This window comes from Paenibacillus sp. Y859 (genome assembly GCF_056786405.1).
Genome location: NZ_JBXCIZ010000002.1, coordinates 334,433 through 360,198, shown reverse-complemented (window position 1 = coordinate 360,198; position 25,766 = coordinate 334,433). Strand labels below are relative to the sequence as shown.

Sequence of the window (25,766 nt, the reverse complement as noted above, 5' to 3'; positions counted from 1 at the left end):
TTATGTCATCATCTGAATAGCATATTCATATCCTTGTTCATACAGAAACATTTGGCGCCGGATCGCGAAATCCTCCTCTTTACTGTCCTTGGAGACTAGCGTGTAGAAATAGGCTTTATTGTCTAGCGATTTGGGACGCAAAATTCTACCAAGCCTCTGAGCCTCCTCCTGACGCGATCCGAAGCTACCCGACACTTCAATAGCTACAGAGGCTTCCGGTAGATCCACGGCAAAGTTAGCCACTTTAGACACGACAAGAACATTGACCTCCCCTTTTCTAAATGAATCATATAATTGATTTCGCTCCTGCTGTGGCATCTTCCCACTAATGAGCGGAGCTTCGAGAGAGGAAGCAATAAACTCTAATTGGTCTAGATATTGTCCTATAATTAGAATGCCAGCATCTGCATGTCGTTGCACTATGCGATGAATCACAGGTATTTTACCTGGATTCTCCGCCGCAATCCGAAATTTATGTTTACCTTCAGCATGATGATATTGTTCCTTCAATTCAATCGTCATCGGCACCCTGATCTCCACACAATCAACTTTTGCGATCCATCCCTTGGTCTCTAGCTGTCTCCATGGAATATCAATCCTTTTCGGCCCCACCAATGAAAAAACATCCTGCTCACAACCATCCTCACGTACCAATGTAGCTGTTAGTCCCAACCGTCGTGTCGCCTGGATCTCAGCAGTCGCACGGAATATAGGCGCAGGTAATAGATGAACCTCATCGTAAATAATAAGTCCCCATCGCCGTTCATTAAAGAGCTTCATATGCTCAAATTCACTTTCTTTATTCCGCCGATGCGTAAGGATTTGGTACGTAGCTACGGTTACAGGTTTAACTTCTTTCTTTTGCCCCGAATACTCACCGATTTCAGCAGATAATAGCGTTGTTTTGAGTTTCAGTTCATCCATCCACTGCCTCACAGATGTTGTGTTTGAGGTTAAGATCAATGTTTCACATTGCAATTGGGCCATAATAGCTATTCCAATCACTGTCTTACCAGATCCACACGGGAGAACTACCACCCCACTACCACCGCTACCAGGTAAGCCTTCGAACGCTTTGACTGCATCCTTCTGATAATCTCGCAATTGTACTAATGGTTCGCCGCCCTTGCACTTCCAAGATAGCAACAGGGGCTGACCATCATCATAACCAGCCAAATCTAGAACAGGATATCCGAACCTAGTTAATTCTTGTTTCAGTAACCCCCGAGAAGCTGTATTTAAAGTCATCTCTGTTAAGGAGGTACGTTGCAAGCCGACACTGAGTTTGCCTACCCACTGAATTACTTCATCCATTAGCTGCGATTCTGAACTTCTCAGAATAAGCTGATGTGGAATGATAGCATCTACTTCAAGAGTCAGCTTCCCATAGCGAGAAACAATCTCATCTATGTCCTGCACCATGCCTGATGGAACATCCCATCGTGACAAAGACTTTAGACTATCTGTCACCATCGTAGCTGACCAACCTAAAGAGGCCGCGTTCCATAGCGATAGCGGCGTTATCCGATAGGTATGGAAAGTAGAGGGGCTCTTCATTAATTCTGCATAACAGAAAAGCTGTTCTCGAGCTTCTTCAAATGCCTCATGCCCACATTCTAATAATATCGTTCGATCATGCTGTACAATGCACGCTCTACTGTTACCCATAATGACCTCCCTCTCAATTGAGAGATAGCTTTCCCCAATTCAAGAGAGAGTATTCTTTATTTCAACTATTTGAATTATGGGAATCCACCATAGCAATGAAAAGTGTAAGTCCGTTACGCAACGCCTCTTCATCAAAGTCAAAAAGCGGATGATGATGGGGATACATCATCGCTTTGTCACTGTTTCCTGCTCCTACAAACATGAAACATCCCGGTATTTGTTGAACATAATAAGCGAAGTCTTCTGCTGGCATAAGCTTAGGCAGCGACAGAATACGATCACTTTCAAATGTCTTCTCAGCTACAGTAAAGAATCGCTCCACTTCTAATTCGTCATTCACAAGCGGTGGGTAACCCATAACATAGTCAACAACAGCTGTCGCACCGTAAGCTTGAGCCGTATGTGATGCCATCGATTCAATTCGTTGCCGAATCATTTGCCTCGTGTCTTCATCGAATGTACGGACTGTCCCTGTTATTCTACATTTCTCTGAAATAACATTCTGGGCTCTCCCTCCTTCAATCGTGCCTACTGTCACCACAGCAGGTTGAAGCGGGTCTACCGAACGACTCACAATGCTTTGCAGTTGCATTACAAGTGCTGATCCAGCTACGATGCTATCAATCGTCACATGGGGAATTCCGCCATGCCCACCTCTTCCAATGATATCAATAAAGAATTCATCAGCTGCCGCCATAAGTGCACCTGAAGCACTCCCTACACTTCCAATCGGAAGTGGCGTCCATAGGTGTAACCCATAGATGACGTCTACTCCATTCAATACACCACTCTTAATCATCCCTTGAGCTCCACCAGGACACACCTCTTCTGCAGGTTGAAATATAAAAATAATTCCCCCCCGAAGCTTGCTTCGATGATGACTGAAATAGGTAGCAACCCCTAACAGTATAGACGTATGACCATCATGACCGCAGGCATGCATGACACCCTTCACCTCGGAAGCGTATTCACACATTTTCTCATCTTGAATCGGAAGTGCATCCATATCTGCACGAAGAGCGATTGTCTTACCTGGGAGTGTCCCTTTGAGGGAGGCAACCACTCCGTAACCTCCACCGAATGCCGTCTGAACCTCTAATCCAAGCTCGCGCAATATCGTCGCTATGAATATAGCTGTATTCTCTTCCCGATAAGACAACTCCGGGTTTTTGTGTAAATACCTTCTCCACTGTATCATCTTAAGATGTATTTCATTGAGCAATAATTTCTCTATCATAACAATCCGCTCCGTTTCAGGATGTTAACCTAATATATATTTAAATCATATAGCCAATGAATCAAAGATGTTGACACAACAATATATTGCATCTATTGTATCAGAAACCGCATAATAGTGGCTATTCATCACGACGCTCTTGCTTGCAGAAGTTCCCGAAACATAATATCATGAATAAAAGAAGTTTAGAGATTGACGAATAAGGAGATGAATGGGCGATGATTTTTGATAACACAGGTTTAGATGGCCTTAAATGTGATTTGGCTTATATGGACGAAACGGCAGAGAAAGCAGGGTTCTTCCGTTGGCAATGGGAATATTATCGTGCAACTTACGAATATAAGATTGAGGACAAGAGTAACAAGGATGAGTATTTCGTACGAATCAATACGAGAGCCGTTGAAGGGAAGCTAGAAGACCCTGAAACCATTCTTGAAGTAGAAGGCGTATACATGGGCAAAGCGACATTTCCTCATGGTTTAGATTATGAGACAGCCATTCCGGGTCCTATCTTAATTATTGCGAACAAGAAGTTAGAACAATTCAAAACTATGCTTGAAGCTTAGCGTGAACATAATATGATGAAAGAAAACAATCCCCTTCCCAAAAGGGGGGCCCCGGATTTCCAGTTACTTATCCTTACTTTACTACTTGTAGGGTTTGGACTAGTTATGGTTTTTAGTGCTAGCTCAAGCTTAACCGTCGCCAGCGAGAAATTTAATTATGATGCTCTTTACTTCACGAAGCGTCAATTTGTTTCTGTTGCACTAGGTGTTTTTTTAATGTTTATTGCTATGAATATTCCTTATAATAAATACAAAGTGTTATTTATCCCTTTTTTCATGATTACGATTATAATGCTTATTCTAGTCCCTTACTTTGGAGATGTAACGAATGGCGCTCGCAGTTGGTTCCGCCTCGGCCAACTCAGTATTCAACCCACGGAGTTCGCTAAACTTGCAACAATTCTGTATCTTGCCGCATTAATCACCAAAAAAGGTGAGCGAATGCGCGATCTCAAGAAAGGCTTCATCCCCGTTATCATGATTGCCGGAGCCGTCGCTGGACTCATTATGATGCAACCTGATTTAGGCTCTTGTTTAATACTAGTAGCAACCTGTTGTATCATTATTTATGCAGGTGGAGCTAGCATGAAGCATATTATGGGTTCGATCGTACTTCTTGTTCTAGGTGCAGGTCTTGTGCTTGGAATGAGTGCACTTATTAGTTCATTTTCTCCTACTGATGCTTCAGCCACTGTAGATCAGAGCTATAAAAAAGATCGCATATCTGCCTTTTTCGACCCCTTTGCAGACGCGGAAGGGTCAGGATACAACCTGATCCAATCACTGACTGCAATTGGACAAGGGGGCATCACCGGATCAGGGTTCGGGCAAAGCATTCAGAAACTTCATTACCTCCCAAATGCTTACAATGACTTTATATTCGCTGTTATTGGGGAGGAGTTCGGATTTATTGGCACTTCACTTTTCCTTTTGATTTACTTATATTTCATCTGGCGCGGCATCATTGTTTCACTCCGATGTCCAGACCCCTTTGGTACGTTAGTAGGGATCGGTATTATGGGTCTCGTTGCTATTCAAGCTTTTATTAACATCGGAGGAGTTACTCAGACCATTCCACTTACTGGAGTTACCTTGCCCTTCATAAGTGCTGGTGGTTCATCTACGCTGGTCATGATGATGAGCATGGGAATTCTCCTGAGCATTTCACGTGAGAGTAATAAGCCTATCGTACAAGAGCGCATTACATCAAAAAAAGACTACCGGGGAAGTTTATCCCGCTAGTCTTTTTTCTAGGTCATTCATTAATGGACATGTAATCTACTTATTACGAATAACTAAATCCTCAATCTCATCGTCCTTGAAGGCAACACCTTCAACTTTGACATTAACCTCAACTACATGTAGACCTGACATACTTTCAATAGCTTCACGGACATTCTGCTGCAGCATACGACATACTTCATGTATAGGAGTTTCGTAAAGTACAATAATTCGCAAATCAATCGCTGCCTCTCGCTGGCCCACTTCGACTGTAACACCCTTTTGTACATTCTTACCACTAAGACGTTTAGCCCATCCTTCGGATAGTCCTCCAGACATTGCAGCAATACCGGGTGTCTCAAGCGCTGCCATGCCGGCAATCTTCGAGACGACATCATTCGAAATTCGTACACTTCCATTTTCATGCTGAAGTTGTTCCGTCATGCCCATCCCCCCCCTTATACCTCATTATTGGTAATTGTAAATCCAAAAGGAATGAAAAGCAAATACTCTTCTAAAAAAAAATGCATACCCCAGAATCGGCATGCATTTGCATTCTATCTATGCCTATAGTTCACAGGCTACTCCTTGTTGTTCAACGCTTCATAGAGAATGGCTAATTTACGCTCAAGTTGGCTAACTAATTGTCTTCCCGTAAATACATCTAGGAGATCTAAACGTACCGCGAAGTCAACTTCTTTAGAGAAGCCATACATTTGAGTGTCCAGTACTTCCTCATAGAGAGGGCAATAACGCGTTGCCAAGTTCTCCATCTGAACTTCAATAAGTTTTTGAATTTTATCTGCATCTTCTTGTAGAAGATTGATCGCTTTGAGATTCAAATGTTCCTGTGTATCAGACGAAGTCATGTCTCTTCCCCCTATGTCCAAAAGTTAACGAATTAATTCTAACCTTAATATTAGTCGAAAATACACATCAATACAAGAACCCGAAAAAAAAAGCCCCCTTACTTGTACAAGTAAGGGGGCTTTTGCTCACATTATTCAGTGATGATGGCTATTTGTAAGTTATGTTTAGCAAATACTTCTTGCATAGCTACTTTAGCTGCGTCCGCATCTGGTCCATGAACATGTAGCTCATAACCCTGATGACTTACCAACGTAGTAAATAAGCCCAAAATACTTTTTACATCGATGTACTTATTCTCTGCTTGAAGGACGATGGAAGATGTGAACTTACCTGCCGTTTGAGCAATTTCTACAACTGCTGCATTATTACTTGACATAGGATCCCTCCGTAACTTCTAATTGGTTTTATTTTATATTATACCACACAATGATACCTTGAATACGCTTTTTGATGCAAGTCATTTCTATCTCATTTTAAATGGTCAGGATTTAGCCCTTCTAACTCGGGGATAACAAATATTCCGTCCTTACGTATAAGCACATCATCAAAGTAAATTTCGCCACCACCGTAATCTGGACGTTGAATCAACACTAAATCCCAATGGATCGAAGATTGGTTACCATTATCCGCAACATCATATGCTTGACCTGGTGTGAAATGAAGACTTCCTGCAATTTTCTCATCGAATAGAATATCTTTCATCGGGTGAAGGATATATGGATTGAAGCCTATCGCAAACTCTCCAATGTAACGTGCACCTTCGTCAGAATCTAGAATATTGTTTAGCCGCGCTGTATCGTTACTTGTAGCTTCTATAATTTGTCCATCTTTAAATGTAAACTTTATATTCTCGAAAGATACACCATTATAAACGGTCGGTGTATTATAATGAATTGTACCATTCACCGAGTTACGTACGGGTGCGCTGTATACCTCGCCGTCAGGTATATTCTTTTGTCCTGAACATTTCTCAGCGCCTATTCCCTTAATTGAGAAGCTAAGATCGGTCCCTGGGCCCGTAATACGCACCTTGTCTGTTCTTCTCATAAGTTCTGCAAGGGGGTCTTGAGCAATATCCATCTTCCCGTAATCAAGATTACATACATCGAAATAGAAGTCTTCAAAAGCCTCTGTGCTCTTATTCGCCAATTGTGCCATACTAGCATTCGGATATCGAAGAACTACCCATTTGGTATGGTTTACCCGTTGCTGACTATGTACCTTATGATTATAGATCGAATTGTAAAGTTTCATTTTCTCTTCAGGCACATCAGAAAGGTCATTCACATTCTCACCTGCACGAATACCGATATAACAATCCATTTTCTTCATTCGTTCCAAATCAATTTCAGCCCAAGTCTTCATTTGTTCTTCAGTTGCATAAGTAAATAACGTACGTTGAACAGACTTATCCGTATGTTGAACGAAAGAGTTACCACCTTTTTTAGATACTTCTTCTATAATAGCTTTCATTAAATCTTGTTCACTACCGATCATTTCGATCAATACATTTTCACCCGGTTGCACATCTACAGAATATCCAACTAGATTTTCTGCTAACTTTTGAATTCTAGGATCACGCATGCATATTTCTCCTCCTTGATTGTCTATATTACTTTTTGAACACTGGTTAATTCATCAATCATTATATCATGTTTCATAGGTGATGCTTACATTTGAAAAACAACATCATTCACCATCGTTTCATTCTGTTCATTTCCTTCTAAATCCAAATAGAATATTTTGCTTTCGGAAGTTAGTCTTAATGGAAAGTTACTTTTACGATCTATAGTCAAATGATACACGGTATCTACTTTAGCCTCTTTCAACATCGTCTGCAATTGCTCTTCCCCCTGCCTCCAAATCGCTTCTATTTTTGTTTCCGTCTCCGACGAGTATGTTGCATTCTCTTCATAGTATGCTGTTCTTAGAACTTCCATTTCGCCACTCAATTGATGGTTTAACCATTTCAAAGCATCCTCCGATTTCAGTTCAATACGAAGTATCCGTGTCCCCCTAGAAGCGCTTGTCTCCTCTTGGACACTCTTATTCAGTCCAGCAACACCTTCCAGCTGACTTAGTGGGTTAAACCTTTCAAGGAGCTTATCCACACTGTTATCTACACCTGCAGTATTCAACCAACCTCCATTGAATCGTCGCAAATCTGCAGAAATCAGTCTTATCCCGCCCTCTTCTTGCACTTTATTTACTGTTTTAGCCGATGTGCTCTGAGTAGGTTCTTTTGTTTGTATTCTCAATAAATCATGGTTCGTCAATTGACCTTCATATGCGAATTGTTGCTCAAACCATCGTTGTTCATTTCTTCTTAGTGCGGCTTCACCGGTAAAAGTTAACGTCTCAATCCCAGCTAGACCACCTAACGAGAGTTGAAACTGTTCTTCTGGTGATTTATTCGCAGTCATAAAATTACAACTAGACAATAACCCACTTAAACTTATTATAATCGCCCCAGTACAGATCCTTCGCATACAGTATCTCATCTCGATCTACTCCTCATGGATGCATAGTCCTTTTCAAAAAAGTCAATACCTATATCGTTCCCATTCAAGGCTTTAATATAAATATGGGTCAAGAAAAAAAGCACCCTCAACATTCAGGTGCTTCATCCACTACTTCTATCTTCAACTTGTATCTGATTACGTCCATTATTCTTTGCTCTGTAAAGCGCCATATCTGCTGAATAAAATAATGAATCCACACTGACTTGCTCATCCAACCAATTCCATTCAGAAATACCACATGATACGGTCACAGGCGGGTCCGTCTCTACTTCAACAAGTTTACGAATTCTTTCTGCAATGACAATTGCCTGGTTCAATCCTAATAAAGGTAAGTATATGGCAAGTTCCTCACCACCCCACCTTGCCGCAAGATCACCTAATCGTATTGATGACTTAATAATTTCACTGACCTTCTTAAGGACTTTGTCACCTTTTTGATGCCCATAAGTATCATTGACCTGTTTGAATTCATCGATATCAACTACGATTAACGCTCCACAATAATCGTTTTCCTGCCTTTTCTTGATAACTTCATCAAGATAGTGACGAGCATACAGATTGGTTAGCATATCTCGATTAGCCATTCTCTTAACCTGGGCATGTAACAATGCATTACTTACAGAAATTCCAATATGATTAGACAATGCTTGCAGCAATCTATAATCATTATAAGTGAAGAAATGCGATCCTCGATGTGACATCAGAATAGCGCCGGTAACTTCTCCATTTACGATGAGAGGTGCTGCAATCAGTGACTTCGAACTACTTTTCTCCATAAATACAGAAGAAATATTCATCTTCGCTATATAATCCGATAATATTACCGGCTCGCCTTTTTCAAATACCAGTCCACCAAAACCGTAATCTTTTTCAAAAACTTTCTTCGACATGGTTGGTAAATTACAAGACACAACCTCTAAACCATTCAATTCCCTATTGAATTGCAGAATACAACAATAATCTGCTTTAAATATGTTCAACAACTCTTCACTCGAAAATCGATAAATCTCTGACAATCGCAAACTTTGATTCACGCGTCGTGTAAGTTCGTTAATTAATCGCAGTTCTCGAATAAGTGAGTTAGACTGCTCGTATAACTTAGCATTCTCAAATAGAGTTCCTGCTGTATCCACTAGAGTCGAAACAAACTGTAATTCTTGTTCAGTAATAGAATCCTTCCCAACAAGCAAATGAAGTACACCATATACCCCCTGTTTACCCCCAAGCGGGAATCCTATTTCTTTCTTATACTCACCATTCTCCAGCTTCGTTTCCTGAGTAGTCAACCGTCCGTCCATAAATGTTCGCACACTTATATCATCCATTGTTGCCTGAAGAATAAGCGGCTTAACCCGTGGGTTTTCACTTTGATGATCTTGTGACATAAATAGTTGTAAGGTTGTTTCAGGACACAGTATTGCTATACTATCCAATACTTCAGTTAGAACCATATCAATATCAGTATAGCTTTGCATCCGCTGTACCATTTGATACAACATCGCTCTCCGACTTGCTTCATCATTGATCTTCTTTTGTTCACTCATCATATCATCCACAAATATATATTCGAAATTTTTGTAGAAGCAGCTATGAAAGAGCATTGGCATGAAGGAGATGGCATTCTTCACGACACTTTCAACCTTCTTCTGTGGGAGCACACACACCATCACTGCATAAATCTCCTTAAGCCCACGAGTGAGTTGAGGAAACAAGTAAACGGAGTATTGCTCCCTATTGGTATCCACTTCCGCATTCCATGACGCAATAATTTCAGTTTTATTAGCCAGACAACGTTCAAGGTGAATACGACCTTCGTCTTTACAATAATCTGAAATCATGGAACTTCCAGCAATAAAGAAACCATCGAATTGAAAAAGTCCCCACATTGAATATTCCATGATAGGCATTGAGTAGGATAACTTCTGCCAATCCACAAAACTATCGGACAATAAGCCATGAATATATGGTAAGTCATATGTTATAACATCTAAATTACCTAACCAGAAACGAACAGAATCCAAAGCTCTTGGCGGTCCACTCTCTTTAAGTAATCTCTCATGCTTTGAAATGATACTTTTATATTCTGACATTACATATAGCTCCTTTTCATTATTTTAAAAAGATGCTCTGCCCGCCTATCACAAATATATACAATAACCATATTCTACTCTTCAAAACTAAAATTTGCACCAAAAATTAATGATTTGTCCCTACTTTTTTAGTTCTAAAGTCCTATCGACAACTTTCGACAGCTTTAGTTTTAATATTAAACTTGACTTACATATACTTTATCGTATAAAATTAGTCGTTGAGCAGGTGGTGTTTATCAACTGCTTCTGGGCGTAACGTTGTGTCACCCTCACGTATTTTGTTACTGACAAGACAGCGGCTGAACTTTCATGTCAGTTGTGCTTTGAGCCCATGAGCTGCAGCACATGAAACAATCTACGGCACAAATAGAACCCTACCTAAATTTCACTTATAAAAGGAGTCTACTATAAAATGGCACGTTACACTGGTCCTAAATTTAAATTAAGTCGCCGTCTCGGCATCTCTCTAAGCGGTAATGGTAAAGATTTGAAGCGTCCTTTCCCTCCGGGTCAACATGGCGCTAACCAACGCAGAAAAATCAGCAACTACGGTATGCAATTACTAGAGAAACAAAAACTTCGTCACATGTACGGTTTGGGCGAAAAACAATTTAAGACACTCTTCAATAAAGCTCAAAAAATGCAAGGTATCGCTGGTGAGAACTTCATGATCTTGCTTGAATGCCGCCTAGACAACTTGGTTTACCGTCTTGGTTTTGCTAATTCTCGCGCTGGTGCTCGTCAATTGGTATCTCATGGTCATATCACTGTAAATGGTAAGAAAGTCAACATTGCTTCTTACAGATTGAATACAGGTGACGTTATCGGTCTTCGTGAAAAGAGTCTTGGTCTATCTTCCATAAAGGAAGCTATTGCGAACCGCAATCACCTTCAAGCTTATATGGAATTCAATGATACGACTCTAGAAGGTAAGTTCATTCGCTTTCCTGAGCGTTCTGAATTGTCTCAAGATATCGATGAAAAGCAAATCGTCGAATTCTACAACCGTTAAGATTAAAATTCGAAGCCTGGAACAATTGTTCCAGGCTTTTTTCATTTCATACATTGGAAAATTTCAACCAATTATAGTAGTCTATTTAGGATAAAGCAATTCAAAAGTCTCTTTTTATGCTATAATAATCCCGTTAAAAGGAGGATCTAAAACGAATGGTTGATACAAATAAAAAGAAATCGCAAGAGAAGCGCACACCAAAGAAATCCATTGGACGAATACTAGGGACAACGTTACTTTGGCTCGTTTTTTTCGGGTTCTTAGGGGCCCTGTTTGTAGGTGGTGCCGGAATCGGCTACGTTTCATCTATTGTTCAAGATGAGCCTGTACGTCCAAGAGCTGAAATCGAAAAAAAGATGAGTCAGAATTCGATTACCGGCTTTGCCTATTTTAACGATGGTACACAAATTGGGCAACTACGTACCGATGAAGACCGACGACCTGTCGAGTTCGAGAAAATTCCTGCAATCATCAAGGAAGCTGTTATCGCGATTGAGGATAACGACTTCTCAACCCATATTGGAATTGACTTCAAAGGTACGCTTCGTGCAGTCAAGCAAAGAGTACTGAACGAATCCATACAAACAGGTGGAAGTACGCTCACACAACAACTTGCCAGACGTGTATTTCTCAACCTTGATCGGACAGACAACCGCAAAATTAAAGAAATGCTACTCTCTTTAAGGTTGGAACGGATACTATCCAAAGACCAAATATTCGCAGCGTATTTAAACAAGGTACCTTTCGGTAACGGTTCGAATGGCTATAATGTATATGGTATTAAAGCTGCGGCCAAAGGAATATTCAATATAAGTGATTTGGATACAGTGAATATTGCCCAAGCTGCATATTTAGCAGGCTTACCTCAGCTTCCATCTAAGTACTCGGCCTTTAATGGGAAAGGCGAGTTCAATCCTACTGCATTTAATCGTGCAATGGATCGACAAAAGTTAGTGTTGCGTCGCATGCTTGAAGAGGGCAAAATTACGAATGGCGAGTATAATGAAGCACTTGCATTCGATATTCAGTCAACGCTAGCTACACAAACAGAAAAGGCATATTCCACATATCCTTATCTTATGATGGAAACCGAGCGTAAAGCTGCGGAAATTCTCTTATCTTTGGATACATCCTCTTCTCTAAATAATGAACAAACAGAGAAAGATAAAAGCGATCTTATGGAAGATGCTACACTGCAACTAACTACTGGCGGTTATCGTGTCTATACGACCATTAATAAAGTTATTTACAGTGCGATGCACAACATTGCCGAGAATGATAAAAACTTCAATCCGGACAGTACATCGAAGGGAATGGAGCAAACGGCAGCTATGCTGTTAGATAACAAAACAGGCGCTATTCTCGGAATGATTGAAGGTCGTGACTTTTACGAGGAGCAAATGAACTATGCAACTCAAATGGTACGTCAACCGGGTTCAGCTATGAAACCAATTGCAGCGTATTTACCTGCACTCGACTCAGGAGCTATCCAGCCTGCTAGTATCGTTGATGATGCACCGATTATTTTGAAAGATGGTCAGAAGGGATTTCATATCCCTAAAAACGCATCCAGAGGTTACGAAGGATTAGTTACTGCCCGATACGCTTTCAATATGTCTAAAAATACGATTGCCCTGAAGTTATTTAATAATGTGATATCGATTGATAAAGCATGGGAATTCTCTAAAAGACTAGGGATTACAACGATTCAAGAAGCAGACTATGCTGCCACAACAGGTGTGCTCGGCGGTCTAAAATATGGTGTATCCGTTGAAGAACTGACGAATGCCTATAGTGCAATTGCTAACCATGGAGAATTTCTTGATGCCTACATGATAGAGAAAATTACGGATTCAAATGGTAATATCATCTATCAGCATACACCTGAACCTGACAACGTCTTCTCTGAACAGACTGCTTATCTCATGACTGATATGTTGCGTACAGTTATTACTCAAGGTACCGCAAGTACAGTCAAGCAGAATTATAAACATTTTAAAGAGGTTCCCATCGTTGGTAAGACGGGTTCGACACAGAATTATGCTGACGTGTGGTTTATGGGCTATTCTCCAGATGTCACTCTCGGAGTCTGGGTTGGATATAAAGAGTCTGTTAACCTGCTCGAAGGCAACCAGAGAAAGAATGCACAGAACATATGGACACTCATTATGAATGATTTGGTAGAAAAGAAACCTGAACTCTTCGTTACCCCAACATTTGAGAAGCCATCTGGAATTACATCGAAGACGGTGTCCGCTTATAGTGGAAAACTACCTTCTTCATTGACAGATAAATATGTGACCGATTTATTTAATTCCAAATACGTCCCTATGGATAGTGATGATGGCATCGCGAAAGCGAAATACATTACGTATAATGGTGTGAATTATATACCTCAGGATACGACACCAGAAGATATGCTGAAAGAAAAGATCGTCATTAAACGCGAGTATCCTATTCAGGATCTGATCAAAGATCTTCAAAATGCTTTCACAGTCATGAAAAAACATGAATCTTTGGAATTCTACCTGCCTAAAGACGCAACTAGCGATATGCCTACACAAATTGATCCAAGAATCGATGACGGTGGCGCACCTACAACAGCTAAAGATGTGAGCCTCTCCATGGAGAATGGAGCTGCACAGATCAGCTTCACACGTAGTGGGTCTCAGGACGTCGTAGGCTACCGTCTGTACCGTTCATTGAGTGGCAATGGCTTTCAACATCAGGGGCATGTTATACGAAGTGATGAGCCTTTCGTATTTAATTTTAATACTTCTGCCAATTATACGTATGATTTCTATATCACAGCAGTCGATGTAGCAGGTCATGAGTCAGAACCAAGTGCGATCGTCGGTAATTCCAGTAACCAGGCACCTCATCCGCCGGATGAGACTATACCAGAACTCCCTGGCGATGGCGGCACCACCGATCTAGATCAAGACATTACTATTGATGATATCATTACACCTCCGATTGGAGAGGCTCTAGAGACCATTCCAACAGCACCTGGTCAGCCGGTCATTAAATCTACTGAGAATGGGATCCAATTAAGTTGGTCTATCAACGGTATGGATACTGTTGACCGCTACAATGTCGATTATAGCAAAGAGCAGAGTGGCGTGTTTGCACAGATCGGTTCAAGCCAAAGACCGACTTTGGATTTGAACTCTACTGCCGCATTAATAGGCTGGTACCGTGTAATCGCAGTTAATAGTGCTGGAGAGTCCGCACCCTCGGTATCAACTTATTATGAGAAACAATAGTTCATATCTAACGTACCAAATTTAAACAGTAAGAAGTGACTACACAAAAAAAGCAGACTAAGGATAAAACTCCTTCAGTCTGCTTTTTACTCTATTGAACTATTGTATCTGCCTCTGTAATAATATGCTCGACAAACTCCATCGCCTTGTCCTTCATATCATCACTAGCCAGAATGCTAGCAATGAAAGAGGGTGCACCGTAAAGAATCGGTAAGTCTGATGCAAAACTTGTATTGGAAATGTCTAACCCTATTACTTCTTCTTGTCCATTCTCTAACGTTGCCCTCTTCAGACGTATATCATCCGTGGAAAGACTACTTGTAGAAATAATCGATTCTAGATTCTGAAGTCCTTCCTGTTGTTTGATCCAGTCAAATGCCGCTTCATCCATAATAAGGATATCAGGTTTGTCGGATGCCAACATCGCTATCGCCCGTTGTAAATAACCCATATCCATTGCGCCTCCCGCACCCCCTGTCGTCGGAAGTTGTACTATACTGGCCTCCACTCGTTTCCACTCAGGATAATCCGCTACAATCATTTCATTAAGATCATTTGTTTTCCCACTTGAATCTTGTGAATCATAATTGCCAAGGAACATAATTTTCGCATCCAACGGTGGTAATGAAGCTAAATACTTTCGTTCTTCCAAATTGTTATACAGCGCATTCCCACCAACAACTAGCAGAATGACTGCGATAACAGATATAATGGTATGCACTTTGTATAGCCGTATGAAATTCTCTGATTTACGTGCAACACCGGAAAATCTACCCCATTTTGCGAGCCTCTGCTCCTCTTTCTCCTGAATTTCCTGGTTATCCAGCGTATCGAGGATGAACTTATATGCCTGAAAGTCCTCTTCATACATTGTATTACCTTCGGTAGAATTAGAGCGCTGCCGTTTCAGAAGTAGTTCGAATCGACTGTCCAATTCTTCGCGTGTAATGTCTGCCGATAAACCCAGCTGTTCATAAGCGTGTTGTAGTTTCTCATTCAATGTTATTGTTCCCCTTTTCGTTTATTATAATAATATTATCATAGAGTCGATCTACTTGTTCAGTGATATTAAGTACTTCACCTTAGACATCACTCGTAATAAACTCGAAACACAATATCCTGCTCGTAATTTCCAAAACCACGGCCGAATAACGTTAATCATCCTAGTCTGCGACTAATATCCTCCGCAGTGAAGCGGAAACAGCAACTACCCCTCTGTTTCCTACATACCTACTATAACAACAATGAGGGGCATACTACCAATTTCCTTGCACGCTCGCTCGATATAGATCTGTTTATTAGTAGCATTTGTCAGCTAGAGTAATCAAATAGGCCTGCAAGCTGTTTGGAACTACACCACGTAAAAACATAATTCGTGAGGAAAAGAGGGTGCCTTTCACCATTCATTATGGCTTAAGAGACACCCCCTGACATCAGATCTAACTATGAGAACAACCATGTCCATCAGCGCAATTGCCGTCATTCGTTTCGCCTACAATCATCAATTCAAGTAAGATGACTTTGGTATAATCTCGAATATTTAATAAGATCACGTTGTAGGTGTTGAACTGTAACACAGTTAGTTAATCCTCGATTGTAGACAGATCTCCCGTTGGTAGTTGAAGCTCCCAAGCCTTGAGTACTCGTCGCATGATTTTACCAGAGCGCGTCTTAGGTAACTTCTCTTTAAATTCTATTTCCCTAGGTGCCGCGTGAGCAGACAATCCTTCTTTAACGAATCGATAAATGTCTTCTTTCAACTCAGGAGTTTCAGCATATCCTTCCCGCAGGGAGATGAACGCTTTAATGATCTCGCCTCGGATCGCATCTGGCTTCCCAATAACTCCTGCTTCTAGCACAGCCGGATGCTCCAACAATTTACTTTCTACTTCAAATGGTCCAATGCGCTCTCCCGACGAATTAATAACATCATCAATTCTACCTTGGAACCAGAAATATCCCTCATCATCCATATAAGCGGAATCACCTGATATATACCATCCAGGCACACGGAAATACTCTTCGTATTTCGTTGGATTATTCCATATCTGACTCATCATAGCAGGCCATGGTGACTTAATAGCTAGATTCCCCATCGTATATGGTGGCACTGTATTACCCTTGTCATCTTTAATAGTCGCTTCAATCCCAGGTAGAGGGCGCCCCATAGATCCCGGCTTAATCGCCATACCAGGATAATTACAAATCATCTGTGCTCCCGTTTCCGTCATCCACCAAGTATCATGAATACGTTGCCCATAAGCTTTATACCCCCAACGAACTACTTCCGGGTTCAATGGTTCTCCAACCGACAGGACATGTCGTAAACTGCTGAGTTCATAATTCGATATGACGTCTTCTCCTGCACCCATAAGCATCCGAAAAGCGGTTGGTGCACTGTACCAGACGGTTACCTTATATTTATCTATCGTCGCGTACCAATCCTGCGGGCTGAATCTTCCACCGCGAACAACATTCGTAACCCCAGAAATCCATGGGGCAAAAATACCATAAGCAGTACCCGTTACCCAACCAGGATCGGCCGTACACCAATAAATATCATCCTCACGTAAATCAAGTACGACTTGTGCTGAATAATACTGCTGGATCATAGCATTCTGAACATGATATACACCTTTCGGTTTCCCAGTAGATCCTGAAGTATAATGCATAATAAGTCCATCTTCGCGGTTCAGCCATTGTAACTCTAACTTTGTAGATGCTGAACCCATCTCTTCTTTATAACTAATGACAGAATCATTCTGATCTGCAACGTCATCCACAATAATAATATGTTGTAATTCCGGAAGTTCCGCTCTTGATACTCTTCCCAGAAGTCCAGAAGTCGTAATCAAAGCCACTGCACCACTATCCTCAAGTCTTTCTTTAATCGCTGTCTCCATAAAAGCCTCAAATAAAGGACCCACCACAGCACCAATCTTAATAATTCCGAGCAAACATATATACAATTCCGGACTACGGGGCATAAATATGAAAACTCGGTCTCCCTTTCCAATTCCATACTTTCGAAGAACATTCCCGAATTGATTCGATCGCTCACTTAGTTGTTTATAAGTATATGATTCTTCTCGCTGTAAATCACTATATAAGAGTGCGACTTTATCGCCACGCCCTTCACTTATATGTCGGTCGATAGCTTCATAGGCCATGTTACATTGCCCTGTTTCATACCATGTGAAATGACGTTCAATTTCTTCCCAATTAAAATCATTCCGCGCTTGCTCATAATCACCCATATTTGACGTTGGGTTCACACTCGGTAATATTTCATTATGATTGATTTCCATTCCGATTTAAGCCCCCCATTCATTTAAATCCACACCCAAAGATAACGCTTACATCAATGACCATTTAATACATTCCAGATATCTTAATCAAGAACTATATGACATAATATAAACAGTAATGTGTATTCCAATTATAAAAAGAATGTGACTAAATTGTGTCAGAAAGATTATAGCATACGTCACTTCACTCTGCCATTTATTTTCGTCCTATGTATATCATTTTATAATAAAGGAAGGTGCAAGCATGGATCATCACAAACGTTACCAATGTCACCTCTTGTCTCACTCTGATATTCCTCTCGTTATCGAGGGTCCTGTCTCTGGTGAATACGTTAAGCAACTGACTCTACATCCTGACCTTGATGCCTTCCGTCAGCCTAAAGAACAGCATCAGGCCCTTATTGAAATTGCCGATCTACCTGAAGGTCGTATCATCATTACCCGTGATGGACCTACTATTGTTGGATATGTTACTTTCCACTTCCCTGACGAGCAAGAACGTTGGTCTCAACAACAAATGATCGATCTAATCGAGCTTGGCGCCATTGAAGTAGCTGATGACTACCGTTCATTAGGACTAGGAAAGAAGATGATTGAGATTGCCTTTGAGGAAGATCAAATGGAGCGGTATATTGTGTTCACCACAGAATATTATTGGCATTGGGACTTAAAGGGAAGCGGTCTAGATGTATGGGGGTATCGGAAAATGATGGAGAAACTAATGAAAGTCGTTCATATGGAGTGGTATGCAACAGATGATCCAGAGATATGTTCACATCCAGCCAATTGTCTTATGGTACGTATGGGAAAAGACGTTCCTCTCTCTTCAAAGGAACAATTCGATCGTATCCGATTTCAATCCCGTTTCATGTATTAAAGATAAATCGATTGATTGTAATCACAACCGGCAAAGCATTTGCTCTATAATCGCATGGGAACGTTGCGAAGCTTCACTTGTAAATTCAGCGTAATTCACATGCGCCGTTCCATCCGCTTTATCTGACATCGAGCGTATAATAACAAATGCTACATTATTCATGAAACATACCTGAGCTACTGCAGCTCCTTCCATCTCAACACATGCCCCATCCATTTCATTACGTAACCAGGCAACAGTATTTCTGTCTGCTATAAATTGGTCTCCAGATAACACTTTACCCAATATGTATTTTCCAACAGATATTTCGCCGCAAGCCTGCTCGGCTAGAGCTATTAATTGTGAATCTGCAGAAAATACGGATACTTTCTGATAAGGAATGACCCCTCTTTTATATCCAAGTGCAGTTACATCCATATCATGCTGAATACATTCTGTGGAGATGACGATATCCCCAATATTCAAATCAGGATGGACGGCCCCAGCAACACCGGTAAACAATACTTTGGATACTCCAAAGTGATCAATTAATATTTGAGTAGTTAGAGCCGCATTCACCTTGCCTACGCCAGACTTACATACAACGACAGACTTCCCATGCAGAATCCCCACGACAAAGAGAACACTAGCTTTGGTTATTTCCTCACTTTGTTCCATTCCAGCTAATAATAATTTGATTTCTTCATCCATGGCTCCGATCAACCCAATAGTGTAATCTATTTCTACTAGCTCCATGCTACACACCTCATTACTAGTTTTTATTGTCATGAAAAAAGCTCCTTAACGGAGCTTTCACTAAACCATTATTTACAATATACTAATCCTCTTTTACAGCTCTAACAGAAAGACGAAGAATGGTCTCATGCGGTAAAATAACCCGCGGATTCTCAACATTCTCTTTCTTCATATATTTCGTTAAGAGTCGCATAGCTACTGCTCCTAAATCATACATCGGTTGAGCTACAGTCGTGAGTAGTGGACGAACCATAGATGCCATGTGAATATTATCCACACTAATAACGGAGAAATCATCCGGCACTTTAAGGCCTGCATCTTGAATACTATGGATAGCACCAATCGCCATCTCATCTGTTGCTGAAAAGATAGCCGTCGGTTTTTTTCTCAGATCAAGAAAATACTTCATAGCCTCTACCCCAGATTCATAGCGATAATTGCCGATACGAACCCAGTCTTCCTGATATTCAATCCCCGCCGCTTCCAATGCTTTCTTATATCCTTGGAAACGAGAATAACCATTTGCTGGATCTTGAAGTGTACCACTAATCATAGCAATCTCACGATGCCCATGCCGAATCAGCGTATTCACTGCATCGAAAGCAGCCGCTTCATGGTCGATGTCAACCGATGGGTAATTATTGTTCACATCACTAGTTGCACAGAGTACAACCGGAACTGAAGAAGTCTGGAAGGCTTGAATATGTTCTTCTGTTACCGTTCCGCCCATGAACAACAATCCATCCACTTGCTTCTCAAGTAATGTGTTAATAACTCGAATTTCCTTTTCTTTCTTCTTGTCAGCATTACATAGAATAATATTGTAATGATACATGTTCGCAATATCCTCTATGCCCCGAGCGATTTCAGCAAAAATTGAATTAGAAATGTCAGGAATCACAACGCCAACCGTTGTAGTCTTCTTACTAGCGAGACCTCTCGCAACAGCATTCGGACGATATCCTAAGCGTTCAATTGCCTCATATACTTTCTTACGTGTCTGTGGCTTGACGTTAGGATTGTTATTTACAACCCGAGATACCGTAGCCATAGATACGCCAGCCTCACGCGCAACATCATAAATGGTTACTGTCAAATTCTTTCTCTCCATTACAAATAAATTTTCATTCGATCAACCCAATAAGCTTAATATTACGACAAATTACTACTTTACGCAATGTTAACGCTTCATAACTAAACTAAATTATATATAACAACACTAGATGTAAACTTCTCTAGACATAGATAATCTTCAATATCGTAACAAAAAATGACGATAAAAGCCAATAAACTATCTTTTCTCGTAAAAATAGTGATTTTCTCGGTCCAATTCTGTTAAAAAGTCCGAAAGTTGTCGTAGTCTTTGTCGAATATGATCTATCCAATCCATGTCCTCTACTCCTTCAGCATACCCAAATAAATCAAGTAATAGATTGATTCGTTCGTTTATCGCTTCTCTTACTTCAAGTTCGAGTTCCTCACAAGAATCACCCTCTCCCTCTTCTTGAGAGAATACTTCGTAGATAACTTCTGATGACTCGTTAATTTGTGTGAAGGAGATCTGTTTCTTGCTTGGTGTGGTCTCACAATTCTTCAGATAGTCCGTCAAATGGGGCTTTACTGATCCCAATAGAAGATACGAGGAACAAGGTTCACAAGCCCTCATAGGTACATGCAGAATTTGCATTTCTCCTGCGACTTGAATCGTCCGCAACTCTAATCGCATCAATTGACCACATTTACATTGCTTCTTCATGATTAACACCTCATCATAACAATATATAACCCTAAACCCTATTCGACTTTGTATGGAGTAATACCTCCTCCATTTATGAGTTTTCTTAAATTACCTTCAACTCTAGATAGGGAGGTTCTAAATTGTGACTAAAGGTAATCTTTTTGTTAGAATGAATTAGTACGTATTAGTACTTGTTAACGATGTACTTCATAATCAGAATAGGAGCGATGCGACAATGAGACTTTCCGGCAAAAAGGTAATTGCCCTTGTGAGTGAAGACTTTGAAGATTTGGAGTTATGGTATCCGATCTACCGATTACGTGAAGAGGGTGCTGTGGTTCACCTTGTAGGAGAAGAAAAAGATGTAACATATATTGGTAAGTATGGCGTTCCAGCTAAAAGTGACTACTCCTTCGAGGAAGTAAATAGTGAAGATTATGATGGTATTCTTGTACCAGGGGGTTGGGCGCCTGACAAACTCCGTCGTTATAGTAAAGTAATAGAGCTTATCCGTGACATGAACAATGATAGCAAACCCATTGGTCAGATCTGCCATGCAGGTTGGGTGCTCGTGTCCGCACGCATTCTGAATGGCGTTACTGTGACTTCAACTCCAGGAATCCGAGACGATATGGAGAATGCAGGTGCCATTTGGAAAGATGAAGCCGTTGTCGTAGACGGGCATATTATCTCTGCTCGTAGACCACCTGATCTTCCACCTTACGGTAAAGCCTTTTGTGACGCTTTAGCCAAGTAGAAACGGCAATGCCGTCCTTTTTCAAAGACGGCACCCGTTTCAGCGGAAATATAAGGAATAGAGTATAAAGTGAAACTTATACTTTCTTATATTTAGACAATTAACCACACTAAAAACACCCGCTTCCTTCAATCCCAATGGATATAAAGGAAACGGGTGTTTTAAATGTATATATAATATGTGATCAAAAGATGAACTTTTGAACTGCCTTATATAATCACTAATCTAGAGCGATGGAAATGCTGCTTCTGTGAGCATCATGGTAGTCATTCAACAATTTTTCAATCTCTGTGCTCGTACGCATCTGTAAACATTGTCTTGCTACTTCCTTATCTTCTTCAGCAGATGTATTCAGAAGGCGATGCTTGATCCTTAGCAATGATTCTGGAGACATACTAAGTTCATGCACTCCCAGTTCCATCCATAAGGGAATAGAACGCTCGTCCCCGGCCATTTCACCACAGACACTAACTGGGATACCTGCATTTCTTGCAGCTTCAACGGTCGATCGAAGCATACGAAGTATTGCTGGATGATACGGATGGTACATATGGGCAATCTGCTCATTCATTCGGTCAACAGCAAGGACATATTGTACAAGATCATTCGTACCAATGCTAAAGAAATCACTTTCTTCTGCAAGTAAATCAGCAATCGCAACAGCCGCTGGCACTTCAATCATGATCCCAACCAGAATATCATGATTATAAGGGATTCCACATTCATCTAGTTCTGACTTTGCTTCACGAAGAATTTCATTCGCTTGTCTCACTTCTTCCACCGATGAAATCATAGGATACATGATCTTTACATTGCCATAATGGCTTGCACGTAATATCGCCCTTAGTTGGGTCTTGAACAACTCCCTGTGATCTAGACTTATTCGAATAGAGCGGTATCCAAGGTATGGATTATCTTCTTCTGGAAGAGTGAAATAATCCAAATGCTTGTCCCCCCCAATATCCAATGTACGAATAACAACGGATCCACTACCCATTGATTCTGCTACATGACGATATACCTCCAATTGCTCCTTCTCACTTGGAAATGTATCTCGATTCATATATATGAATTCTGTTCGAAAAAGTCCTACCCCCACGGCGCCATATTTCAATGCCGTGTCCATTTCTTTAACAGAACTAATATTGGAAGATAGATTCATCTGAACTCCATCTTTAGTCACCGCTTCTACAGAGGCCAAAAGTTGAAGTTGCTCTTTCTTCTGCTTCTGCTTCACTCGTTGACCTGAATAATGGATGATCGTAGATTCATTCGGATGCACGAACACATGACCTTGATCTCCATCTATGATCATCATATCCCCAGTCTGAATAGGTGTCTCTAGAATATTCTCCAATCCCGATACAAACGGAATCCCTAAAGCCCGCGACATTATAACAGAATGAGATGTCTTCCCACCAACTAAGGTAGCTATCCCAAGCACATGGGAAGGATTTAAATGTACTAGTTGGGATGGAGATAGCTCCTTAGCAACCAATATATACGGTTGAGTATCCAGAGGAAGCGTAATCTCAGGTGCACCAAGGAGATGCTTTAACAATCGATTTCCAACATCCTTGATGTCTAATGCCCGTTCTTTCATATATTCATCATCTAGCAGATCGAACATCGTTACAAAATGGTCAATAGCCTCTTTCACAGCAACTTCAGCCGCTTTATATTGACGTTCAATGATCCCTTGGATCTCATTCATAAAGATTGGATCTTCTAGTATCGCAAGATGTGCATCGAAAATATTGGATTCCTCTTCGCCTACCACCTCTTTGAATTCGTCTCTAATGACTTCTATCTCATTCCTTGAGGTGCGAATCCCTTCGTACAATCGTTCGAATTCCTTCGCTAAATCAATCGTATCCATTCTGGATTCAGGTAGATCCCATTCCCAACTAGGAAGAACAAATGCTTTACCAATAGCGACTCCAGAAGCCGCACCAAAACCTTGTATCATGACTCAAACCCTCCAACATTCCTGTCGTATAATACAACAGACATCACGGATGCCTGCCCTTTTTTTACGCCTTTGAAAGGAGCAAAGCTCCATGATTTAACTCGTTCAGGATTGGTAATTACCATCGGAGTCGCCAATGATTTAGCATGCTTACGGATATACGCCAAATCAAACTTAATGAGCAACTGGCCTGGAACTACAGAATCTCCTTCTTTGACGACAGCTTCGAAGTGTCCACCTTTGAGCTGCGATGTATCTATCCCAATATGAAGAAGCACCTCAAGACCTTCCGGTGTCGAAATTCCAATCGCATGCATCGTAGGATACAAGTGAATGATCGTTCCATAGACCGGGGAGACCAGTTCATCTCGCTCGGGCATAAATGCCACGCCATCTCCGACCAACTTGGTAGCAAATATATGATCAGGTACATCTTCAATCGGTAACATACGCCCTTGAAGCGGAGCACTAAACAGTACTTGAGGCAAATCTCTTTGCATCAACTTATTAACTTCCTCACGAATCAATTCTGAATATGTACCGAAAACAACCTGGACATTGCCGCCGCCTAGCTTAATCAATCCTGCTGAACCAAGTAACTTAAGCGAATTACTGTCAATGAGCCTATCGTTCTTAACGGTAAGACGTAGGCGGGTAATACAAGATTCTACCTGCACAATATTCTCCTTACCACCAAGTGCTTCCAATATGAGCGGTGCTTGATATGGTATATTCCCTGCCCAATCTTCTAGTGTCGATCCTTCCTCACGTCCCGGTGTTGGGATCTGAAATCTATGGATAGCCCAGCGGAACAACACATAATAGATGACCCCGTACACCACTCCAATAGGTATGATCATCCAGGCATTGCTCGACAAATGAAGATTGAGTACGTAATCAATAGCCCCAGCCGAGTAAGAGAATCCATGATGAATTCCCAATACATACGTAATCCACATCGCAATTCCAGACAATACAACGTGAACAATATACATATAGGGAGCTACGAATAAGAAGGCAAACTCAATTTGTTCAGAAACCCCTGTAAAAAAACAAACTAATGCAGCTGTTAGAAATGTCTTCTTAATTTTAGGTTTAAGATCCTCACGGGCCTCATGAATAATTGCCAAAGCAATACCCGGCAAAGCAAACATCATGATTGGAAATAAGCCAGCCATGAACGTCCCAGCCGTCGGATCACCTGCGAAATAACGCGGCAAATCACCTTGCACGATATTTCCTTGCGGCGTAGTATAGTTTCCAAGCTGGAACCAGAACACATTGTTTAGTAGGTGATGCAGACCAAAGGCAGTAAGTATCCGATATAGCATCCCATATATGAAGAGCCCAAACCCTCCTAAATGTGTAACCATGAGAGTCAGTTCATCAAGACCTCGCTGTAAAATGGGCGCTATTCCAACCATAAACCACGAGAATATAGCCGAGAATAACCCCATACTCAGAAACACAAATCGTGTTCCACCAAAGAATTGAAAAATTTCTGGAAGCTTCATAAGTTTAAATCGATTATATAATACACCTGCGATCATACCGAAGATAATTCCAATTAATATTGTTGGTTGTATCTTTCCATCGCCCATATGTCTTGTAATCTGGTCATAAATAAACATACCGGATAACGCAGCAAGACCCGCTGCTCCCCCTTGGTTAGCAAGACCCAACGCTACCCCTACCGCGAATAAATAAGGCAAGAAGAAGAAAATCCCTTGGCCTGCCCATGTACTAACTTCAGCAATGGCTGGAAGTCCCCACGCTGCCCAAGGTAAACTACCTACGCTTAACAAAATAGCCGCAGCAGGCAACACCATTGTAGGGAGCATGACCGCTCTTCCGAGCTGTTGTAAAGATCCCAACCAATTCAAGGTGACACTCCCCCTTCTCCACACGATCAAAAACGAATGAAGCTTCA

21 protein-coding genes are annotated in these 25,766 nt (G+C 41.1%); 6 read left to right on the top strand and 15 right to left on the bottom strand.

From position 1 onward, the window contains the following. On the bottom strand, nt 1-1,668 hold the full coding sequence (locus AC1TO8_RS06495; protein WP_482054780.1) for a DNA repair helicase XPB: 1,668 nt from the start codon (nt 1,666-1,668) through the stop codon (nt 1-3). A gap of 61 nt (nt 1,669-1,729) precedes the next feature. Next, a complete protein-coding gene (locus AC1TO8_RS06490) occupies nt 1,730-2,905 on the bottom strand; it encodes an amidohydrolase (protein ID WP_482054779.1) in 1,176 nt (391 codons plus the stop codon). Nucleotides 2,906-3,123: 218 nt separating this feature from the next. On the opposite strand from AC1TO8_RS06490, the gene AC1TO8_RS06485 reads away from it, so the two are divergent. Next, nucleotides 3,124-3,471: a YugN family protein gene (locus AC1TO8_RS06485; RefSeq protein WP_482054778.1), complete on the top strand. Its 348-nt coding sequence runs from the start codon at nt 3,124-3,126 to the stop codon at nt 3,469-3,471. Between the two features lie 15 nt (nt 3,472-3,486). Further along, on the top strand, nt 3,487-4,713 hold the full coding sequence (ftsW, locus tag AC1TO8_RS06480) for a putative lipid II flippase FtsW (RefSeq protein ID WP_482055238.1): 1,227 nt from the start codon (nt 3,487-3,489) through the stop codon (nt 4,711-4,713). Nucleotides 4,714-4,749: 36 nt separating this feature from the next. Here the strand turns inward: ftsW and AC1TO8_RS06475 are convergent, their stop codons facing one another. The 6 genes from AC1TO8_RS06475 to AC1TO8_RS06450 form a co-directional block, all read right to left on the bottom strand. Continuing rightward, nucleotides 4,750-5,136 (bottom strand): Asp23/Gls24 family envelope stress response protein, encoded by a 387-nt coding sequence (locus AC1TO8_RS06475; RefSeq protein ID WP_482054777.1) that lies wholly within the window; start codon nt 5,134-5,136, stop codon nt 4,750-4,752. 137 nt (nt 5,137-5,273) lie between these two features. Then, on the bottom strand, nt 5,274-5,561 hold the full coding sequence (locus tag AC1TO8_RS06470; RefSeq protein ID WP_438351491.1) for an Fpa/YlaN family protein: 288 nt from the start codon (nt 5,559-5,561) through the stop codon (nt 5,274-5,276). A gap of 131 nt (nt 5,562-5,692) precedes the next feature. Continuing rightward, nucleotides 5,693-5,938 (bottom strand): HPr family phosphocarrier protein, encoded by a 246-nt coding sequence (locus AC1TO8_RS06465; RefSeq protein WP_482054776.1) that lies wholly within the window; start codon nt 5,936-5,938, stop codon nt 5,693-5,695. A gap of 92 nt (nt 5,939-6,030) precedes the next feature. After that, complete coding sequence (locus tag AC1TO8_RS06460) at nt 6,031-7,146, bottom strand: aminopeptidase (RefSeq protein WP_482054775.1); 1,116 nt, start codon at nt 7,144-7,146, stop codon at nt 6,031-6,033. 86 nt (nt 7,147-7,232) lie between these two features. After that, nucleotides 7,233-8,063 (bottom strand): hypothetical protein, encoded by an 831-nt coding sequence (locus AC1TO8_RS06455; RefSeq protein ID WP_482054774.1) that lies wholly within the window; start codon nt 8,061-8,063, stop codon nt 7,233-7,235. A 122-nt stretch (nt 8,064-8,185) separates the two neighbouring features. After that, on the bottom strand, nt 8,186-10,174 hold the full coding sequence (locus AC1TO8_RS06450) for a sensor domain-containing diguanylate cyclase (protein ID WP_482054773.1): 1,989 nt from the start codon (nt 10,172-10,174) through the stop codon (nt 8,186-8,188). Nucleotides 10,175-10,586: 412 nt separating this feature from the next. Between AC1TO8_RS06450 and rpsD the strand changes: the two genes are divergently transcribed. Then, entirely contained in the window at nt 10,587-11,186 is a 600-nt protein-coding gene (rpsD, locus tag AC1TO8_RS06445) for a 30S ribosomal protein S4 (protein WP_482054772.1), read from the top strand. Nucleotides 11,187-11,341: 155 nt separating this feature from the next. Next, on the top strand, nt 11,342-14,452 hold the full coding sequence (locus AC1TO8_RS06440) for a transglycosylase domain-containing protein (RefSeq protein ID WP_482054771.1): 3,111 nt from the start codon (nt 11,342-11,344) through the stop codon (nt 14,450-14,452). A 91-nt stretch (nt 14,453-14,543) separates the two neighbouring features. Here the strand turns inward: AC1TO8_RS06440 and AC1TO8_RS06435 are convergent, their stop codons facing one another. Both AC1TO8_RS06435 and acsA read right to left on the bottom strand, forming a co-directional pair. Beyond that, complete coding sequence (locus AC1TO8_RS06435; RefSeq protein ID WP_482054770.1) at nt 14,544-15,452, bottom strand: hypothetical protein; 909 nt, start codon at nt 15,450-15,452, stop codon at nt 14,544-14,546. Between the two features lie 583 nt (nt 15,453-16,035). Then, nucleotides 16,036-17,760, bottom strand: coding sequence for an acetate--CoA ligase (gene acsA / locus AC1TO8_RS06430; RefSeq protein ID WP_482054769.1), 1,725 nt, complete (start codon nt 17,758-17,760; stop codon nt 16,036-16,038). 244 nt (nt 17,761-18,004) lie between these two features. Between acsA and AC1TO8_RS06425 the strand changes: the two genes are divergently transcribed. After that, nucleotides 18,005-18,637 (top strand): GNAT family N-acetyltransferase, encoded by a 633-nt coding sequence (locus tag AC1TO8_RS06425; RefSeq protein ID WP_482054768.1) that lies wholly within the window; start codon nt 18,005-18,007, stop codon nt 18,635-18,637. 21 nt (nt 18,638-18,658) lie between these two features. Here the strand turns inward: AC1TO8_RS06425 and AC1TO8_RS06420 are convergent, their stop codons facing one another. The 3 genes from AC1TO8_RS06420 to AC1TO8_RS06410 form a co-directional block, all read right to left on the bottom strand. Continuing rightward, nucleotides 18,659-19,357 carry a 5'-methylthioadenosine/adenosylhomocysteine nucleosidase gene (locus AC1TO8_RS06420; protein WP_482055237.1) on the bottom strand — a complete coding sequence of 233 codons (699 nt, stop codon included), beginning with the start codon at nt 19,355-19,357 and terminating at the stop codon, nt 18,659-18,661. A gap of 97 nt (nt 19,358-19,454) precedes the next feature. Further along, on the bottom strand, nt 19,455-20,468 hold the full coding sequence (gene ccpA, locus AC1TO8_RS06415; RefSeq protein WP_482054767.1) for a catabolite control protein A: 1,014 nt from the start codon (nt 20,466-20,468) through the stop codon (nt 19,455-19,457). Nucleotides 20,469-20,663: 195 nt separating this feature from the next. Continuing rightward, nucleotides 20,664-21,128, bottom strand: coding sequence for a hypothetical protein (locus AC1TO8_RS06410; RefSeq protein WP_482054766.1), 465 nt, complete (start codon nt 21,126-21,128; stop codon nt 20,664-20,666). 217 nt (nt 21,129-21,345) lie between these two features. On the opposite strand from AC1TO8_RS06410, the gene AC1TO8_RS06405 reads away from it, so the two are divergent. Next, nucleotides 21,346-21,867, top strand: coding sequence for a type 1 glutamine amidotransferase domain-containing protein (locus tag AC1TO8_RS06405; protein WP_482054765.1), 522 nt, complete (start codon nt 21,346-21,348; stop codon nt 21,865-21,867). A gap of 220 nt (nt 21,868-22,087) precedes the next feature. On the opposite strand, the gene ptsP is transcribed toward AC1TO8_RS06405, so the two are convergent. After that, complete coding sequence (ptsP, locus tag AC1TO8_RS06400; protein ID WP_482054764.1) at nt 22,088-23,836, bottom strand: phosphoenolpyruvate--protein phosphotransferase; 1,749 nt, start codon at nt 23,834-23,836, stop codon at nt 22,088-22,090. Continuing rightward, nucleotides 23,833-25,719: a glucose PTS transporter subunit IIA gene (locus AC1TO8_RS06395; RefSeq protein ID WP_482054763.1), complete on the bottom strand. Its 1,887-nt coding sequence runs from the start codon at nt 25,717-25,719 to the stop codon at nt 23,833-23,835. The genes ptsP and AC1TO8_RS06395 overlap by 4 nt, the downstream gene beginning before the upstream one ends. Nucleotides 25,720-25,766 lie beyond the last annotated feature (47 nt).